Annotated in this window: 15 protein-coding genes; 12 read left to right on the top strand and 3 right to left on the bottom strand. The window is 72.2% G+C overall.

Annotation, left to right across the window (positions count from 1 at the left end; all coding sequences use genetic code 11):
* Positions 1-108: 108 nt before the first annotated feature.
* From ACEPPI_RS04805 to ACEPPI_RS04785, 5 genes are all read left to right on the top strand, one after another.
* Positions 109-948 (top strand): response regulator transcription factor, encoded by an 840-nt coding sequence (locus tag ACEPPI_RS04805; protein WP_373913973.1) that lies wholly within the window; start codon positions 109-111, stop codon positions 946-948.
* Positions 949-972: 24 nt separating this feature from the next.
* A complete protein-coding gene (locus ACEPPI_RS04800) occupies positions 973-1,995 on the top strand; it encodes a LacI family DNA-binding transcriptional regulator (protein WP_356212986.1) in 1,023 nt (340 codons plus the stop codon).
* A 217-nt stretch (positions 1,996-2,212) separates the two neighbouring features.
* Complete coding sequence (locus tag ACEPPI_RS04795; RefSeq protein WP_373913972.1) at positions 2,213-3,493, top strand: S1C family serine protease; 1,281 nt, start codon at positions 2,213-2,215, stop codon at positions 3,491-3,493.
* A gap of 199 nt (positions 3,494-3,692) precedes the next feature.
* On the top strand, positions 3,693-4,427 hold the full coding sequence (locus ACEPPI_RS04790) for a response regulator transcription factor (RefSeq protein ID WP_373913971.1): 735 nt from the start codon (positions 3,693-3,695) through the stop codon (positions 4,425-4,427).
* On the top strand, positions 4,424-5,860 hold the full coding sequence (locus ACEPPI_RS04785) for a sensor histidine kinase (RefSeq protein ID WP_373913970.1): 1,437 nt from the start codon (positions 4,424-4,426) through the stop codon (positions 5,858-5,860). The genes ACEPPI_RS04790 and ACEPPI_RS04785 overlap by 4 nt, the downstream gene beginning before the upstream one ends.
* On the opposite strand, the gene ACEPPI_RS04780 is transcribed toward ACEPPI_RS04785, so the two are convergent.
* Positions 5,840-6,712, bottom strand: coding sequence for a phosphatidylinositol-specific phospholipase C (locus ACEPPI_RS04780; protein WP_373914048.1), 873 nt, complete (start codon positions 6,710-6,712; stop codon positions 5,840-5,842). The genes ACEPPI_RS04785 and ACEPPI_RS04780 overlap by 21 nt on opposite strands.
* 67 nt (positions 6,713-6,779) lie before the next feature.
* Positions 6,780-7,367 (bottom strand): TetR/AcrR family transcriptional regulator, encoded by a 588-nt coding sequence (locus ACEPPI_RS04775; protein WP_373913969.1) that lies wholly within the window; start codon positions 7,365-7,367, stop codon positions 6,780-6,782.
* Positions 7,368-7,504: 137 nt separating this feature from the next.
* On the opposite strand from ACEPPI_RS04775, the gene ACEPPI_RS04770 reads away from it, so the two are divergent.
* On the top strand, positions 7,505-8,284 hold the full coding sequence (locus ACEPPI_RS04770) for an alpha/beta fold hydrolase (protein WP_373913968.1): 780 nt from the start codon (positions 7,505-7,507) through the stop codon (positions 8,282-8,284).
* Positions 8,285-8,369: 85 nt separating this feature from the next.
* On the opposite strand, the gene ACEPPI_RS04765 is transcribed toward ACEPPI_RS04770, so the two are convergent.
* Positions 8,370-10,184, bottom strand: a complete 1,815-nt coding sequence (locus ACEPPI_RS04765; protein ID WP_373913967.1) for a bifunctional UDP-sugar hydrolase/5'-nucleotidase — start codon at positions 10,182-10,184, stop codon at positions 8,370-8,372.
* A gap of 207 nt (positions 10,185-10,391) precedes the next feature.
* Between ACEPPI_RS04765 and mshD the strand changes: the two genes are divergently transcribed.
* The 6 genes from mshD to pstA all read left to right on the top strand — a co-directional run bounded on the left by mshD (position 10,392) and on the right by pstA (position 18,741).
* A complete protein-coding gene (mshD, locus tag ACEPPI_RS04760) occupies positions 10,392-11,321 on the top strand; it encodes a mycothiol synthase (RefSeq protein WP_373913966.1) in 930 nt (309 codons plus the stop codon).
* A gap of 250 nt (positions 11,322-11,571) precedes the next feature.
* Entirely contained in the window at positions 11,572-13,932 is a 2,361-nt protein-coding gene (locus ACEPPI_RS04755; RefSeq protein WP_373913965.1) for an RNA degradosome polyphosphate kinase, read from the top strand.
* Positions 13,913-14,857 (top strand): CHAD domain-containing protein, encoded by a 945-nt coding sequence (locus ACEPPI_RS04750; protein ID WP_373913964.1) that lies wholly within the window; start codon positions 13,913-13,915, stop codon positions 14,855-14,857. The genes ACEPPI_RS04755 and ACEPPI_RS04750 overlap by 20 nt, the downstream gene beginning before the upstream one ends.
* Before the next feature lie 541 nt (positions 14,858-15,398).
* Positions 15,399-16,541 carry a phosphate ABC transporter substrate-binding protein PstS gene (gene pstS / locus ACEPPI_RS04745; protein ID WP_356220362.1) on the top strand — a complete coding sequence of 381 codons (1,143 nt, stop codon included), beginning with the start codon at positions 15,399-15,401 and terminating at the stop codon, positions 16,539-16,541.
* 128 nt (positions 16,542-16,669) lie between these two features.
* A complete protein-coding gene (pstC, locus tag ACEPPI_RS04740; RefSeq protein ID WP_373913963.1) occupies positions 16,670-17,659 on the top strand; it encodes a phosphate ABC transporter permease subunit PstC in 990 nt (329 codons plus the stop codon).
* Positions 17,659-18,741 carry a phosphate ABC transporter permease PstA gene (gene pstA, locus ACEPPI_RS04735; RefSeq protein WP_373913962.1) on the top strand — a complete coding sequence of 361 codons (1,083 nt, stop codon included), beginning with the start codon at positions 17,659-17,661 and terminating at the stop codon, positions 18,739-18,741. The genes pstC and pstA overlap by 1 nt, the downstream gene beginning before the upstream one ends.
* Positions 18,742-18,757: the final 16 nt, after the last annotated feature.

The following is an 18,757-nucleotide window of genomic DNA, read 5'->3' as shown; positions in this document are numbered from 1 at the left end:
GCAGTACCACGCACGTCCTCGACGGGACCGAGGAGGAACCGACGTGATGGACCAGCGAACCGTGCACCCGCACGTGCACGACCACCCGACGCGGGCAGGTGGTCGGGCATGAGTTCTCTCCTGCTGCTGACCAATGCCCTCCAGCCGTCGACCGAGGTGCTGCCCGCACTCGGCCTGCTGCTGCACAACGTCCGGGTCGCCCCGGCCGAGGGACCGGCCCTGGTGGACACCCCCGGCGCCGACGTGATCCTCGTGGACGGCCGCCGCGACCTGCCGCAGGTGCGGTCGCTGTGCCAGCTGCTGAGGTCCACCGGACCGGGCTGCCCCCTGATCCTCGTCGTGACCGAGGGCGGCCTCGCGGCCGTCACCGCCGACTGGGGCATCGACGACGTCCTGCTCGACACCGCCGGACCGGCCGAGGTCGAGGCGCGGCTGCGGCTGGCCACCGGCCGCCAGCAGCTGGGCTCGGACGACTCCCCGATGGAGATCCGCAACGGCGACCTGTCGGTCGACGAGGCGACGTACAGCGCGAAGCTGAAGGGCCGGGTCCTGGACCTGACCTTCAAGGAGTTCGAGCTGCTGAAGTACCTCGCCCAGCATCCGGGCCGGGTCTTCACCCGGGCCCAGCTCCTCCAGGAGGTCTGGGGCTACGACTACTTCGGCGGGACCCGGACGGTCGACGTGCACGTACGGCGGCTGCGCGCGAAGCTCGGCCCCGAGCACGAGTCGCTGATCGGCACGGTCCGCAACGTCGGCTACCGCTTCGTCACGCCGGAGAAGGTGGAACGGGCGGCGGCGGAGGCGGCGGAACGGGCCGCGGCGAAGCAGGCGGCGGCGTCGGCCGCGGCGTCGGCCGCGGCGCAGGGCGCCGACCTGGCCGGCACGGCCCCCCGGACGGAGGAATCCCCTGTGACCATCCACTCGGCAGGACGCCCTGCCCAGAGGTAGGTCACCCCGCGTAGACTGCCGCGCGTGGCCAAGGTGACGCGGGATGACGTTGCACGACTTGCGGGTACGTCTACCGCCGTCGTGAGCTACGTCATCAACAACGGACCCCGGCCGGTTGCCCCGGCCACGCGCGAGCGTGTCCTCGCCGCGATCAAGGATCTGGGCTACCGCCCGGACCGGGTCGCGCAGGCGATGGCGTCCCGGCGCACCGACCTCATAGGCATGATCGTCCCGGACGCCCGCCAGCCGTTCTTCGCGGAGATGGCGCACGCGGTCGAGCAGGCCGCCGCCGAGCGCGGGAAGATGGTCCTGGTCGGGAACTCCGACTACCGCGACGAGCGCGAGGTCCACTACCTGCGGGCCTTCCTCGGCATGCGGGTGTCGGGCCTGATCCTGGTCAGCCAGGGCATGAGCGAGCGCGCCGCCTCGGAGATCGAGGCGTGGGACGCCCGCATCGTGCTGCTGCACGAGCGGCCCGAGGCGATCGACGACGTCGCGGTGGTCACGGACGACATCGGCGGGGCCCAGCTCGCCACCCGGCACCTGCTGGAGCACGGGCACGAGTACGTCGCCTGCATCGGCGGGGTCGAGAACACCCCGTCCGTCGGCGACCCGGTCGCCGACCACGTCGAGGGCTGGCGACGGGCCATGCTCGAAGCCGGCCGTTCGGTGGAGGGCCGGCTCATCGAGGCCCCGTACAACCGCTACGACGCCTACACGGTCGCCCTGGAGGTCCTGGCCCGGCCCGACCGGCCGACCGCGATCTTCTGCGCGACGGACGACCAGGCCATCGGCGTGCTCCGGGCCGCCCGCGAGCTGCGCATCGACGTCCCCGAGCAGCTGGCCGTGGCCGGCTTCGACGACGTCAAGGAGGCGGCCCTGACGGACCCGCCGCTGACCACCATCGCCTCGGACCGCCCGGCGATGGCCCGCGCGGCGGTGGACCTCGTCCTGGACGACGCCCTGCGCGTGGCGGGCTCCCGCCGCGAACGCCTCAAGCAGTTCCCCTCGGCTCTGGTCGTCCGCCGCTCCTGCGGCTGCCGCTGACCCCCTCCCGCGACCGCCAGGGCCAGGGCCGGCCCAGGGCCCTCACGAGGAGGGCGAAAACCCGCGGGCCGACCGTGCCGAGGGGGAAAGGGGCGAGGCAGAAGGGCCGGCACGCACCCCCCTCGACCCACCTCCTTATATCGGGCATACACGGTTCTGTCGGGCTTCTCAGCCGGGACTCAGGAAGCTCTCATGATCCGGCGACACAGTCGGAGACATGACCGAGAGCTTCCGCCGCGAAGGCGAGTACCCGCAGGAGAACCGGCCGGCCCAGAACCCGCCCTTCGGCGAGGACTGGCAGCGCGGCCGCGACCGGTTGGCACAGGACACCGGGGCCGGGGCCGGGGCCTACCCGCCGCCGCCCGCATACCCGCCGGCCGCGCCGGCGCCCGGCTGGCACGAGGCGCACCAGCCCCCCGTGATCCAGGGCGAGACCGTCCCGGCGGGCGGCGACGGCGACGGCAACGGCGGCCACGGCAACGGCGGCCACGCGGGCAACGGCTGGGCCGCCTGGGGATCCGCCGCCCCGGCCGCCCCCGTGGGCCCCGCCCACGCGGCCCGCGCCAAGCGCCCCGTCGCGCTGCTCGCCGCCGTCGCCCTCGCGGCGGCCGTGATCGGCGGCGGGACGGCCGCCGCCGTCCAGCAGTTCCTCGGCCACAACGGCTCCATCGGCGGCGGCTTCAACGGCACCAACGTCTCCCAGTCCAGCAACGGCACCGTCTCGGGCGTCGCCGAGCAGGTCAGCCCCTCCGTGGTGCGGATCGACACCCGCACCGGCTCCGGCCAGGGCACCGGCTCCGGCATCGTGATCACCGCCGACGGCGAGATCGTCACCAACAACCACGTCGTCAGCGGCGCCTCCGAGATCCAGGTGACGATGAGCGACGGCAAGAAGTACGCCGCCAAGACCGTCGGCACCGACCCGGACAAGGACCTGGCGCTGATCAAGCTCCAGGGCGCGAGCGGTCTCAAGCCCGCCAAGCTCGGCAACTCCGACCAGCTGCGCGTCGGCGACGACGTCGTCGCCATCGGCTCCCCCGATCGCCTCACCGGCACCGTCACCAGCGGCATCGTCTCGGCCCTGGACCGGGACGTGAACGTACCGAAGTCGGAGCAGCAGCAGTCCCCCCAGCGCGGCCAGGGCGGCGGCGGCTGGCCGTTCTCCTACGACGGGCAGCAGTTCAACGGGGACACCGGCTCGAACACCACCTCGTACAAGGCCATCCAGACGGACGCCTCCCTCAACCCGGGCAACTCCGGCGGCGCCCTCGTCAACCTGAACGGCGAGATCGTGGGCATGCCCTCCGCGATCTACTCCCCCTCCAGCGACAGCTCCTCCGCGGGCAGCGTCGGCCTCGGCTTCGCCATCCCGGTCAACACGATCAAGGCCGACCTCGACGGCCTCCGCAAGGGCGGCACGGGCGGCACGGGCGGATCCGACTCCGGTACGGGTGGCAACGGCTCGGGCAGCGGCCGTTCCGGCACCTCCTGGTTCTGACCCCGCCACCGGCTCCGCGCCCGGTACGGCACCCGCCTCCGGGCGCAGCCGCACCGGGCCGCGGCGCTCCCGTGCGACGCTGGGGGCAGACCTCCGCGGGACGGACCCCGCACGTCCGCCGCCCGAGGCCCGGGTCACCACCCCGGCCCCGGCCCCGGCCGCGGACACCACCACGACCACCACCCAGGGGGACCCGCCGATGAACGCCGCCGAAGGCGAACCGCAGCGCATCCTCGTCGTCGACGACGAGCCGGCCGTCCGTGAGGCCCTGCGCCGCAGCCTCGCCTTCGAGGGCTACGGGACCCGGACAGCGGTCGACGGGCTCGACGCCCTCGACCAGGCGGCCACGTACGCCCCGGACCTGATCGTCCTGGACATCCAGATGCCCCGGATGGACGGCCTGACCGCGGCCCGCCGGCTGCGCGCCTCCGGCAGCGTCACCCCGATCCTGATGCTGACCGCCCGCGACACCGTCGGCGACCGCGTCACCGGCCTCGACGCGGGCGCCGACGACTACCTCGTCAAGCCCTTCGAGCTGGACGAACTCTTCGCCCGCGTCCGCGCCCTGCTGCGCCGCAGCTCCTACGCCGCCCCCTCCGCCGCCCCGGAGAACCCCGCCGACGTCCTGTCCTTCGGCGACCTGCGCATGGACCTCACCACCCGCGAGGTCACCCGGGGCCACCGCGCCGTGGAACTGACCCGGACCGAGTTCACCCTGTTGGAGATGTTCCTCGCGCACCCGCGCCAGGTCCTGACCCGCGAGCAGATCCTGAAGACCGTGTGGGGCTTCGACTTCGAGCCCAGTTCCAACTCCCTGGACGTGTACGTGATGTACCTGCGCCGCAAGACCGAGGCCGGTGGCGAGCCCCGCCTCGTCCACACCGTGCGCGGGGTCGGCTACGTCCTGCGCGCCGGCGAGGGCGGCCCCGAGTGAGCCCGGCCGCCAGATTCCGCGCGCTGCCGCTGCGCTCGCGGCTCGCGCTGCTGGTGGCGGTCGCCGTGGCGGTGGCGGTGGCGGCCGTCGCCGCCGTCGCCTGGGTGATGGTGCGCACCCAGCTGCGCGACCAGCTCGACCGCTCCCTGATGTCGACGAACGTCAGCGCGCAGGTGGCGCGGACCCTGCGGGAGGGCTGCGTCGTCCAGCCGCCCAAGCCCACGCAGCAGATCGCCGGGAACCTGAACGCGACCGTGCAGATCGTGCTGTCCGACGGCACCCGCTGCTGGGTGGGCGGGCAGCCCGACCTGCCCGTGACCGGTACCGACCGGCAGGTCGCGGCGGACGTGGAGGCCAAGCCCGTCCTGCACGACGTGACCACGCCCGACGGCGTCGACATGCGCGTCTACACCCTCCAGGCCAACCCGGCCGGGCCCGCCTTCGGCGTCTCCATCGCCAAGCCGCTGGGCGACGTGGAGAAGCCCCTGTCCACGCTGGCCTGGGTGCTGCTGCTGGTCAGCGGCGTCGGGGTGGTCGGCGCCGGGGCCGCCGGGCTGTGGGTGGCCCGGACGGGGCTGCGGCCGGTGGACGAACTGACCGGCGCCGTCGAACACATCGCCCGGACCGAGGACCTGACCGTACGGATCCCCGACGAGGGGGACGACGAGATCGCCCGCCTGTCGCGCTCCTTCAACTCCATGACGGCGGCCCTGGCCTCCTCCCAGGAACGCCAGGCCCAGCTGATCGCCGACGCCGGGCACGAGCTGCGGACCCCGCTGACCTCCCTGCGCACCAACATCGAGCTGCTCGCGCGCAGCGAGGAGACCGGCCGGGCCATCCCGCCGCAGGACCGGCGCGAGCTGCTGGCCTCCGTGAAGGCGCAGATGACGGAGCTGGCCGCGCTGATCGGGGACCTCCAGGAGCTCTCCCGCCCGGACGCGGCCCCGCACGCCCCGCTCGGGGTGGTGGCCCTGCACGAGACCGCCGCCGCCGCGCTGTCCCGGGTCCGGCTGCGCGGCCCGGAGCTGGTCTTCACCTCCGCGCTGGAGCCCTGGTACGTACGGGGCGAGGCGGCGGCGCTGGAGAGGGCCGTGGTCAACGTCCTCGACAACGCCGTGAAGTTCAGCCCGCCGGGCGCGGCCGTCGAGGTCTCGCTGCGCGCGGGCGAGCTGACGGTACGGGACCACGGGCCGGGCATCCCGGCCGAGGACCTCCCGTACGTCTTCGAGCGGTTCTGGCGGTCCCCGTCGGCCCGCGCGCTGCCCGGCAGCGGGCTGGGCCTGTCCATCGTGGCCCGTACGGTCCAGCGGGCGGGCGGCACCGCCGTGCTGCGCGCCGCGGCCGACGGGGGCCGGGGCACGGAGGCGGTGCTGCGCCTGCCGGGCGCCCCGACGCCGCCGCCGTCGACGGCGTCAGTTGTGCCGGATCAGTGAGTCGACCAGGCCGGACCGGGTGTTGGGGAAGTCCATCGGAACGATGCCGAGGCCGGTGCGGCCGGCCAGTTCGCCGCCGTCGACGAAGGAGTGGACCTGCGGGCCCAGCCGGTCGGAGTTCCAGCGCGGGGGCATGTAGGCGGCGGTGCTGACGTAGTTCACGAACAGCTTCCCGGGCTGCTGGACGGCCTTGCGGAACTGGTTCTCGATCCGGCCGCGCTTGGCGAAGGGCTCGGCGTTGTAGTCGTCCTGGACGTCGAAGACGTTGCCGTCGGCGTAGCGCAGGCCCGGCAGACCACCGTTGTCGGCGAGGAGCACCACCTTGCCGCGGGCCTGGCCCAGCGACGCGGGCAGGGCGTCGCCGATGCGGAAGAGCGGGCGCCAGCCCCGGTGGTCGAGGTAGTCGTCGAACACGGCTCGGAAGGTGGCGTCGCTCTCCTCGGAGTACTCCTGCTTGACGCGCATCAGGACGGTCTCGGAGGGGTGCGCGGCGAGGAAGTTCCAGCAGGCTACGAGGACGTCCCCGAACATCAGGTCCTGGAAGAAGGCCGCGTGGTGGATGGCGAGGGAGCCGCCCGTCACCCGGCAGCGGACGTCCAGGAACCGGATCCCGGAGTCGAGCTGCTGGGCGATCGAGGTGTTCTGGCAGGCGACGTAGAGCCCGCCCTTGGTGGCGCCCGAGTCGTGGGTGCCGGGGATGGTCATCCGCTGGAGCGGGGTGGAGTCGGCGAGGCCGGCCATCCAGTCCTGGGCGGCGAGGGTTCTCGCGGAGGCGGGGGCCGCCGCCCCGAGTCCCGTGAGCGCCGCGGCGCCCACCGCCGTCGCTCCGGTCAGAAACGCACGCCTGTGCATTGCCATGCCCGCCCCTTCGCCGCTCCGTTGTCGGGACGGGATTATGGCCTGCGCGGACCGGCCTTCACTACCCGTCGGTAGGCACGGATTCTTCGAGCAGCTCCACCATCCGGCGCAGCCCGCGGACGAGTTCCCGCCCGGTCGGCGCCTGCTCCGGATCGGTCAGGGCCTGCACCATCACCCCGCTGAGCAGCGCGATGTGCACCGACCCGAGGGCCCGTACGTCCTCCTGCGCGACCTCTTCCTCGGGCACCCCGGCCAGTTGCGCGGCGACCATGCGCCGGGACCGGTTCTGCCCCTCGGCCAGCACGGCGAGCAGCTCGGGCGAGGACTGGGCGTGCACGAAGGCCTCGATGTTCGCGAGCCAGAGCCAGCGCATGTCGAGGAAGTCGCGGCTCTTGCGGTCCCAGGTGTCGGCGTAGCGCTCCTCGGGGGTGGCGCCCTGCCCGGCGAGCCGGCCCGAGCCGGCGGCCCACTCGTCGAGGGCCGCGAACAGCGCCTGGTTGAGCAGGGCCTCGCGCGATCCGAAGTGGTAGCCGATCGCGGCCATGCTCACCTGCGCCGCCGAGGCGATGTCGCGCACGGTCGTGCGCGCGTACCCCTTCTCCTCCAGGCAGCGGCGCGCTCCGGCCAGCAGGTCCTCGCGATTTCCCATGCCGGGATCGTATCCGTGCCAGATTTTTGGGCGCTTGCCCAAGACAAACGTATTGCGCGCTTGCCCAAATCCTGGCAGGCTCATGTCCGCGGAACACAACAGCCGCCACCGCGGAACACACAGGGGAGAGCGGAACCATGCGCCACACGCTGACGATCGACGACCGCACGCTGTCGTACCTGGACTTCGGCGGCCCGGGCCGCCCGCTGCTCGCCCTGCACGGGGGCATGTCCGAGGGCCTCGCCTTCGCCGGCCTCGCCGAGGCCCTGGGCGACGCGTGGCGGGTCATCGCCCCCGACCAGCGCGGCCACGGCGACTCCGACCGGGCCCCCGACTACAGCCGCGCCGGATACGTCGCCGACGCCGTCGCGCTCCTCGACCACCTCGGACTCGACGCCCCCGTCGCCCTCCTCGGCTACTCCCTCGGCGGGCTCAACGCCGTCCACCTGGCCGCCGCCCACCCCGACCGGATCTCGGCCCTCGTCGGCATCGACGCCTCCGTCGAGATCAACCCCGCCGACGGCGCGTGGATGGACTTCCTGAAGGGCATGCGGTACTCCGCCCCCACCCCGGAGGAACTCCTCGCCGCGGCCGGCCCGATCGGCTCCCAGTTCGTCGCCCAGGCGCTCCGCCCGCTCCCCGACGGGGGCTGGCGGCTGCCGTTCCACCCCCAGGACATGCTCGACTCCGTCGAGGCCTGCCGCGGCGACCACTGGGACGCCTGGCTCGGGAGCGCGTGCCCGGCCGTACTGGTCCACGGCGTCCGCAGCACCTCGCTCCCGCAGGCACAGGCCGACGCGATGGTCTCCCGGCGTCCCGGGACCTCGTACACGCCCCTGGACGGGGACCACTTCGTGCCGTTCACGAACCCGGCGGGCTTCCACGAGGCCGTCGCCAAGTTCCTCGCGGCGCTGTAGCCACTGCCACTGCCGTGCCACGGAACGCCTGAGGGGCGGCGGGCCGAAAGGCCCACCGCCCCTCAGGGCGTGCTGTACGCGGGTGTTACTTGACGACCGTGATCCGGTCCGCCGCCGGCGGGGCGATCGGGGCCGCGGCCGAGGACTTCGCCAGGAGGTTGTTGAAGGCCTCCAGGTCGGGGATGCCGACCAGCTTGTTCTTGTGCTCCTTCAGGACGGTGAAGCCGTCACCGCCGCCCGCGAGGAACTCGTTCATCGCGACCCGGTAGGTCTTGGCGGGGTCGATCGCCGCGCCGTTCAGCCGCACCGAGTCCACGACGATCCGGTCCGCGCCCGACTTCGTCATGTCCAGGGTGTACGTGAAGCCCTTCGACACCTGCAGGATCTTCGGGTTCGGGCCGTTGACCGTGCCGCTGACCTGCTGCTGGAGCGCGGTGATCAGCTGCGCGCCCGTCAGGTCCACCACGTTCATCAGGTTGTTGAACGGCTGGACCGTGTACGACTCGCCGTACGTCACCACGCCGTCGCCCTCGGCGCCCGCGGCCTTGTACGCCAGGTCGGCACGGATGCCTCCCGGGTTCATGATGGCCAGCTGCGCGCCGCCCCGGTCGGCCGGGGACGTGGCGTCCAGCTGCGCGTCGGCGATCAGGTCACCGAGCGGCTTCTCCGGCGCCTCGGAGCCGCGGCCCGCGATGTCGGCGGAGATGAAGCCCATCGGACGGCTCGCGACCGGGGCCGCCAGCGCGTTCCAGCGGGTGATCAGCTCGGTCATGTCCGGGGCCTTGGGCAGGTCCCGGGTGACGACCTTGTTGACCGGCTTCGGCGACTTGACCGGCGTACGGACGATGTCCTTGGTCTGCCGGTCGTAGGTCAGCGTGGTGTCCGTGAACAGCCGGCCGTACGAGGCGGCCGAGGTGACCGTGCGCGGGTTGCCCGCCGGGTCCGGGATGTTGCAGGAGTACGCCTGGTGCGTGTGGCCGGTCACCAGCGCGTCGACCTTCGGGTCGACGTTCTTGGCGATGTCGACGATGGCACCCGAGATGCCGGCGCCCGCGCCCGGGACGTCACAGTCGTAGTTGTACGCGCCGCTCGCGGGCAGACCGCCCTCGTGGATCAGCGCGACGATCGACTTCACGCCCTGCTTGTTCAGCTCGGCCGCGTACTTGTTGATCGTCTCGACCTCGTCGCCGAACTTGAGGCCCTTGACCCCGTCGGCGGTCACGACGTCCGGGGTGCCCTCCAGGGTGACGCCGATGAAGCCGATCTTCACGTCCCCCTTCTTCCAGATGAAGGTGGGCGACATCAGCGGACGCTTGGTCTTCTCGTCCGTGACGTTCGCGGCCAGGTACTGGAACTGGGCGCCCGTGTACTCCTTGCCGTACTCGAAGCAGCCGTCGACCGGGTGGCAGCCGCCGTACGCCATGCGGCGCAGCTCGGTCTTGCCCTCGTCGAACTCGTGGTTGCCCACGCTGGTCACGTCGAGCTTCATCTTGTTGAGGGCCTCGACGGTCGGCTCGTCGTGGAAGAGACCGGACAGCATCGGGCTGCCGCCGATCATGTCCCCGGCCGCGGCCGTGACGGAGTAGTCGTGGCCCTTGCGGGCATCGCGCAGCGCGGTCGCGAGGTACTCGGCCCCGCCCGCGGGTATCGCCTTGGTGGTGCCGTCTGCCTGACGTTCGGTCACGGTGCCGGAGGAGCCCTGCGGGGGCTCCAGCGTGCCGTGGAAATCGTTGAACGACAGCATCTGTACGTCGACGGTGCGGCCCGGAGCCGCACCACCGCCACTCGCGGCACCGGCCGGCAGTGCGGCGGCGACCAGCGCCCCGGCCCCGGCCGTGAGGGCGAGGGCGGACAGGGTCAACCGGCGGGCAGTGCGGTGCCGTTGTGGCTTCGCTGACATTTATTCCCCTTTGTGGACAGCGAGACAACTTGGGAGGTCCGCCGCAGCCTATGGTCAACGCGCGTAGCACGACAGGGGGTATCGGGTTGCGAGCTGGTTACGCACAGCCGTCCGCACTCCGGTCGCGCTCGTGTCCATGTCCAGGAACCCACGGGGCCCGGACCTGCGGAAGGCCCCAACCCCGGGTGGCGGTCGTAGGCTCAGAGCATGACTGACGCAGCAGCGGCCCTGGAGCCGGGACGGCACATCGAGATCCTCGACGAGCTGACGGAGGAACAGGCCGCATCCGTACTGGACCTCATCCACGAAGCGGCCCGCAGCGACGGCACCACCGCCGTCTCCGAACAGGGCCGCCTGCAGCTGCGCGGCGGCCCGCGCGAGGGGATCCGCCACTTCCTCCTGACCGACGCCGACCGGCTCGCCGGATACGGACAACTGGAGGACACCGACCCGGTGGAGGCCCCCGCCGCCGAGCTCGTCGTGCACCCCGCGCTGCGCGGGCGCGGCCACGGCCGGGCCCTGGGCTCAGCCCTGCTGCACGCCTCCGGCAAGCGGATCCGGGTGTGGGCGCACGGCGGCAAGTCCGCGGCCCGGCACCTGGCGCAGGTCCTCGGCCTGACTCTCTTCCGCGAACTGCGCCAGCTGCGCCGCCCCCTGGGCCCCGGGGCGGCGGGCCTGCCCGAGGCCGCCCTCCCGCCCGGCGTGAGCGTCCGCACCTTCGTCCCCGGCGAGGACGACACCGCCTGGCTCGCCGCCAACGCCGCCGCCTTCGCCCACCACCCGGAGCAGGGCTCGCTCACGCAGCGCGACCTGGACGACCGCATGGCGCAGCCGTGGTTCGACGCGAAGGGCTTCTTCCTCGCGGAGCGGGAGGGCGAGCTGATCGGCTTCCACTGGACGAAGGTCCACGCGGAGGAGCAGCTCGGCGAGGTCTACGTGGTCGGCGTCCGCCCCGGCGCACAGGGCGGCGGCCTCGGCAAGGCCCTGACCGCGATCGGCCTCCACCACCTGGCCGCGTCGGGCCTGCCCACGGCGATGCTCTACGTCGACGCCGACAACCCGGCGGCCCTGGCGGTCTACGAAGGCCTCGGCTTCACCACGCACGAGGTGGACCTCATGTACCGCACGGAGAGCTGAGGGGGGGGGGGGGGGGGGGGGGGGGGGGGCGGGGGGGGGCCCCCCCCCCCCCCCCCGGCCCCACCCAGCCCCGACCCCGCCCCGCGCCCCCCACCGCGCCAACCGTGCGCCAGCCGGACCCAGGAAGCCATACGCCATTAACCGGGCATTAAGACGCGCTTGCCAGTCTCCGGACATGCAGCACCGCCTCCGCCTGACGGCGGACACTTCCGACGCGCCTGTCCTCCCCCGTGCGCGGAAGAATGGAGACATGAGCCACCAGCCGAGCGCGAGCCCCGCGGGCCCCACCGAGGTCCCCGCCCAGCAGCCGTCCCGCAACGCCGCCACCACCGGCCCCGCCGATGCCGCGGCACCCGCGTCGGCCCTCACCCGGCCGAGCGCCGCGCAGACACCGGCGCAGGCCAAGGCCGAGGCGCAGGCGCAGACGGCCAGGACGAGGGCGCGCCTCGGCTCCATAGCCGCGCACCGCCCCCACGCGGCGGACCTCGATCCCGACCTCGACGCCGATCTCGACGCCTACGAGGACAGGGACGACAGCGGCGAGCTGCCCGCGAACCGCTTCCTGGACCGCGAACGCAGCTGGCTCGCCTTCAACGAGCGCGTCCTCGAACTCGCCGAGGACCCGGCCACCCCGCTGCTGGAGCGCGCGAACTTCCTGGCGATCTTCGCCAGCAACCTCGACGAGTTCTTCATGGTCCGCGTCGCCGGCCTCAAGCGCCGCATCGCGACCGGCGTCGCCACCCGTTCGGCCTCCGGCCTCCAGCCCCGTGAGGTGCTGGACCTGATCTGGACCCGCTCGCGCGAGCTCATGGCCCGGCACGCCGCCTGCTACCAGCAGGACATCGCCCCGCAGCTCGCCGAGGAGGGCATCCACCTCATCCGGTGGCCCGACCTCACCGAGAAGGAGCAGGCCCGCCTCTTCACCCTGTTCCGCAACCAGATCTTCCCGGTGCTCACCCCGCTGGCCGTGGACCCCGCGCACCCGTTCCCGTACATCTCCGGCCTGTCCCTGAACCTGGCCGTCGTCGTGCGCAACCCCGTCAGCGGCCACCGCCACTTCGCCCGCGTCAAGGTCCCGCCGCTCCTGTCCCGCTTCCTGGAGGCCTCCCCGCAGCGCTACGTCCCGCTGGAGGACGTCATCGCCGCGCACCTGGAGGAGCTCTTCCCCGGCATGGAGGTGCTCGCGCACCACATGTTCCGCGTGACCCGCAACGAGGACCTCGAAGTCGAGGAGGACGACGCCGAGAACCTCCTCCAGGCCCTGGAGAAGGAGCTCATGCGGCGCCGCTTCGGCCCGCCGGTGCGCCTGGAGGTCGAGGAGTCCATCGACCCCGGCGTCCTGGACCTCCTGGTCCAGGAACTGAAGATCTCCGCCGCCGAGGTGTACCCGCTGCCCGGCCCGCTCGACCTGACGGCCCTCTTCGGGATCTCCTCCCTCGACCGGCCCGAGCTCAAGTACCCGAAGTTCGTCGCCGGCACGCACCGTGACCTCGCCGAGGTGGAGTCCGCCTCCGCGCCCGACATCTTCGCCGCGCTGCGCGAGCGCGACGTGCTGCTCCACCACCCGTACGACTCGTTCTCCACCTCCGTGCAGGCCTTCCTGGAACAGGCCGCCGCCGACCCGGACGTCCTCGCGATCAAGCAGACGCTGTACCGCACCTCCGGCGACTCCCCGATCGTCGACGCCCTGATAGACGCCGCCGAATCCGGCAAGCAGGTCCTCGTACTCGTCGAGATCAAGGCCCGTTTCGACGAGCAGGCCAACATCAAGTGGGCGCGCAAGCTGGAGGAGTCCGGCTGCCACGTGGTCTACGGCCTGGTCGGCCTCAAGACCCACTGCAAGCTCTCGCTCGTCGTCCGCCAGGAGGGCGACACCCTGCGCCGCTACAGCCACGTCGGCACCGGCAACTACCACCCCAAGACCGCCCGCCTGTACGAGGACCTCGGCCTGCTCACCGCCGACCCGCAGGTCGGCGCGGACCTCTCCGACCTGTTCAACCGGCTGTCCGGCTACTCCCGGCGCGAGACCTACCGCAGGCTGCTGACCGCCCCCAAGTCCCTGCGCGACGGACTCGTCTCGCGCATCGAGAAGGAGGCCGACCACCACCGGGCCGGCCGGCCCGCGTACGTCCGGCTCAAGATGAACTCGATCGTCGACGAGGCCCTCATCGACTCCCTGTACCGGGTCGCCCGGGCGGGCGTCCCCGTCGACATCTGGGTCCGCGGCATCTGCGCCGTACGGCCCGGGGTCCCGGGGCTGTCGGAGAACATCCGGGTCCGCTCGATCCTCGGCCGCTTCCTGGAGCACTCCCGGGTCTTCGCCTTCGGCAACGGCGGCGAGCCCGAGGTGTGGATCGGCAGCGCCGACATGATGCACCGCAACCTCGACCGCCGCATCGAGGCACTGGTCAGGGTCACCGACCCCGCCCACCGCGCGGCCCTGGACCGGATGCTGGAGACGGGCATGTCCGACGCCACCTCCTCCTGGCACCTGGGACCGGACGGCGAATGGACCCGGCACAGCACCGACGCCGAGGGCCAGCCGCTGCGGCACGTTCAGGAGATGCTCATAGACGCCCGGAGGCGCCGGCGTGGCTCAGCCAAACCATGACCCGACCGCAGGTGACGTGCTCGGCGCGTACCTGCGCTCCCAGGCCACCGCGTTCCTGCGGGGGTTGCGCGTGCACGAGGAAAGCGGGTCCGACGCGGCGGAAAGCAGCGAGGCGGCGCGCGGCCTGCGGGGGGCCGCGCGCCGCATCGCGGGCTCGCTGGGCACCTTCCGGGTGGTGACCGAGTCGGCGTGGGCGGACTCCCTGCGCACCGAGCTCGTCTGGCTCTCCTCCACCCTGGCCGACGAGCACGCGTACGCCGCCCGGCTGTCGCGCCTCATGGAGGCCCTGCAACGGCTCTCCGCGTCGCCCGAGGTCCCGGCGCCCCGCGGCAACGGGGCCTCCGCGGGGGCCCTCACCGTGGGCTCCGCGCGCGCGGGCGCCCTGCTGGAGCGCCAGCTCACGCTGGCGCGCACCCGCGCCCACTCCACGACCCTCCAGGCCCTCGGCTCGTCCCGCTTCCACGCGGTCGCCGACGCCGTCGCCGTGCTGGCCTCGGAGGTGCCGCTCGACCCGGTCGCGGCACGGGGCCGGGTGGAGGACGTCCTGGTGCCGCTCGCGGCGGTCACCGAGGACCGGCTGGGCACGGCCGTCGCCGCCCTGCCCGACACCGGCGAGAGCACCCCGTACTCGGCGCACGCGGACGGCTCCTGGCACGAGGTGCGCCGCCTGCTGCGGGTCCACCGGTACGCCCGGGAGGCGCTGGGCGGGGACGTGGCCCGGCTCGCCGCGGCGGGCCGGGCACTGGACGTGCACCGCGACGCCTCCGAGGCGGCCACCGCCTCGGCGACGGCCGCCCGCACCCCCCGGATCGCCCCGGCCACGGCCTACGCCCTGGGCGTCCTGCACGCCGACCAGCGCCACGCGGCCCTGGCTGCCCGCCTCTCGTTCCACCACATCTGGCACCCGGTCCCGACGGCCTCCTGACGCGCTCCCCGGCCCGGCCCCGCCCGCCCGGATACGGGGGGGGCGGGGCCGGGCCGGGCGGAGCGGGCGCAACGGTGGAAAGGTGGATGGAGGACCCCTGCGCGCAGGGGCCCCTCCGCACCGCGGACGTCACCGCACGGACGTCACCCCACGGGCGTCACCGCACCACGGAGGTCACCGCACCACGGAGGTCACCGCACGGCGGACCTCACCGCACCGGTCCCCGCCCCCAGCGGCGGCAACGGCGAATTCCGGCCACCCCCACCGGCGACCCGAGAAGGTCACGGCGGGATAACGGGCGGATAACGCCCGATTGCGCCCAGGTACAAACCACCCCATCCGCACCGGGCCGTCCGCCATGGTTCACCCTCCGTTCACCAACCCCCGTCGACCGCTTCACCTGTTCTGCCTAATTTCGGTACCGCACGGTGCGAGCCGCCGGGAAAAGCAAGGCGCCCGCACCACACGACCCCGTAGTCCTCTTCGCACGCCGCCCCGATCCAGAAAGCGGCCGGCGGCTCCTCGGAAGGAACACCCGAAAGTGAAGCTTCAGCGCAAGAACCGGCTTCGTGCCTCCGCCCTCGGGGCCCTCGTCGTGTCCGGCGCCCTGGTCCTCACGGCGTGCGGCTCGGACGACAACACGAAGACCGACGCCGGTGGCAACACCCCGAAGGCCTCCGCCCCGGCCCCGGGCGACGTCAAGTGCGACGGGGCCAAGGGCAAGCTCCTCGCCTCCGGCTCCTCCGCGCAGAAGAACGCGGTCGACCTGTGGGTGAAGAACTACATGGCCGCCTGCTCCGGCGTCGAGGTGAACTACAAGTCCTCCTCCTCCGGTGAGGGCATCGTCGCCTTCAACCAGGGCACCGTCGGCTTCGCAGGCTCGGACTCCGCGCTGAAGCCCGACGCCGTCGAGGAGTCGAAGAAGGTCTGCACCGGCGGTCAGGGCATCGACCTGCCGATGGTCGGCGGCCCGATCGCGCTCGGCTTCAACGTCGCCGGCGTGGACAAGCTGAACCTCGACGCCGCCACGATCGCCAACATCTTCAACGACAAGATCAAGAAGTGGGACGACGAGGCGATCAAGAAGCTGAACCCCGGCGTCACGCTTCCCTCCACCGCGATCCAGGCGTTCCACCGCTCCGAGGACTCCGGCACCACCGAGAACCTGGGCAAGTACCTCAAGGCCGCCGCTCCCGACGCCTGGACGTACGAGGCCGCCAAGAAGTGGCCCGCCCCCGGTGGCCAGGCCGCCTCCGGCTCCGCCGGTGTCGCCTCGCAGGTCAAGGCCGTTGACGGCGCGATCGGCTACTTCGAGCTCTCCTACGCCAGCTCGCAGAACATCAAGACGGTCGACATCAACACCGGCGCGGCCGCCCCGGTGAAGGCCTCCTCCGAGAGCGCCTCCAAGGCCATCGCCGCCGCCAAGATCGCCGGCACCGGCTCCGACCTGGCGCTGAAGCTCGACTACACCACCAAGGCCGACGGTGCGTACCCGATCGTCCTGGTGACGTACGAGGTCGTCTGCGACAAGGGCAACAAGGCCGAGACGCTGCCGACCGTGAAGTCCTTCCTGAACTACACCGCCTCGGACGCGGGCCAGAAGGTCCTCTCCGACAACGGCTACGCGCCGATCCCGGCCGAGATCATCACCAAGGTCCGCGAAGCCATCAACTCGCTGTCCTGAACCACTGAGCCTCGGGGCCCGGGCCGATCCCGTCCGATCGGCCCGGCCCGGAGGACCCTCCCCTCCACCCAGGGGATCCGGTGCACCGCCGCCAGGGGGCATTGCCCCCCACCAAGACCGGAAAGACCATGGCTTCCACCACACCCACGCAGATAGACCAGGCTCCGCCGGTCACCAAGAGCGGAAGGTCCACCGGCCGCGCCGGTGACAAGATCTTCGCGGGGCTCTCCAAGGGCTCCGGCATCCTGCTCCTGGTGATCATGGCGTCGATCGCCGGTTTCCTCACCTACCGCGCCTCGATCGCCCTGTCGAAGAACGAGGGGAACTTCCTCACCACCTTCGACTGGAATGCGTCGGCGAACCCTCCCGTCTTCGGCATCGCCGTCCTGCTCTTCGGCACCGTCGTCAGCTCGATCATCGCGATGGCCATCGCGGTTCCGATCGCGGTCGGCATCGCCCTGTTCATCTCGCACTACGCGCCGCGCAAGCTGGCCGCCCCCCTCGCGTACGTGGTCGACCTGCTGGCCGCCGTGCCGTCGATCATCTACGGCATCTGGGGCGCCCTCTTCCTGGTGCCGCAGCTGAACGGGCTGAACCTCTGGCTCGACGAGTACCTCGGCTGGACCTACGTCTTCGACAAGACCCAGGTCGGCGTCGCCCGCTCGCTCTTCACCGTCGGCATCCTGCTCGCGATCATGATCCTGCCGATCGTGACCAGCGTCAGCCGCGAGGTCTTCCTCCAGGTCCCGCGCATGAACGAGGAAGCCGCCCTGGCCCTCGGCGCGACCCGCTGGGAGGTCATCCGCATGTCGGTGCTGCCCTTCGGCCGCTCCGGCGTCATCTCCGCCTCGATGCTCGGCCTCGGCCGCGCCCTCGGCGAGACCATGGCCGTCGCCACGGTCCTCTCCCCGAGCTTCCTGATCTCCGGCCACATCCTCGACCCGGGCGGCGGCACGTTCGCGCAGAACATCGCCGCGAAGTTCGACGAGGCCAACGAGTTCGGCCGTGACGCCCTGATCGCCTCCGGCCTGGTGCTCTTCCTGCTCACCCTGTTGGTCAACGGCGCAGCCCGGCTGATCATCGCCCGACGCAAGGACTTCTCGGGGGCGAACGCCTGATGAGCCACGCACTCCAGGACCAGCGGCCGGCACCGGCCCGCAAGTCCGCCGCCCCCGCCCGCCTGACCCGCGGCGGCCTGCCCCGCTGGGCCCCGGCCGGCATCGCGGCCCTCTCGATCGCCCTCGGCTGCGGCATCGGCGCCGTCGCCGGCCTCGAAAGCAAGATCCAGTGGGGCCTGATCGCCTCGATCCTGTTCGTCGCGATCACGTACACCGCCAGCGCGGTGGTCGAGAACCGCCGCCAGGCCAAGGACCGGATCGCGACCTCCCTCGTGTGGGTCTCGTTCATCCTCGCGGTCATCCCGCTGCTCTCGCTGATCTGGATCACCGTCAGCCGGGGCCTGAAGGCGTTCAGCGCCGACTTCCTCACCCACTCGATGAACGGCGTCACCAGCTTCGAGCCGGGCGGCGGCGTCTACCACGCACTGCTCGGCACCATCGAGCAGGTCGCCCTGGCCGCCCTGATCGCCGCGCCGATCGGCCTGCTGACCGCCGTCTACCTGGTCGAGTACGGCAAGGGCAAGCTCGCCAAGGCCGTGACCTTCTTCGTCGACGTCATGACCGGCATCCCCTCCATCGTCGCGGGCCTGTTCATCCTGACGACCTGGAACCTGGCGCTCGGCTTCGGCCCCTCCGGCTTCGCCGGCGCGATGGCCCTGTCGATCCTGATGATGCCCGTCGTGGTCCGCTCCACCGAGGAGATGCTCAAGCTCGTCCCGAACGAGCTGCGCGAGGCCGCCCTCGCCCTCGGCGTGCCGAAGTGGCGCGTGATCCTCAAGGTCGTGCTCCCCACCGCCATCGGCGGCATCGCCACCGGCCTCATGCTGGCCGTCGCCCGCATCGCCGGCGAGACCGCCCCGATCATGCTGCTGGTCTTCGGCACCCAGCTGATCAACGGCAACCCCTTCGAAGGTGCCCAGTCCTCGCTCCCCCTCTACATCTGGGAGCAGTACAAGGTCGGCAGTGACGCCTCCTACGACCGGGCCTGGGCCGCAGCGCTCGTCCTGATCGCCTTCGTCATGATCCTCAATCTGGTGGCCCGCGGCATCGCCCGCTGGAAGGCCCCGAAGACCGGTCGCTGACGCGACCCCCTGAAAG

This window comes from Streptomyces sp. AB3(2024), assembly GCF_041862025.1.
Taxonomy (GTDB): domain Bacteria; phylum Actinomycetota; class Actinomycetes; order Streptomycetales; family Streptomycetaceae; genus Streptomyces.
This window is presented reverse-complemented; position numbering and strand designations above follow the sequence as displayed.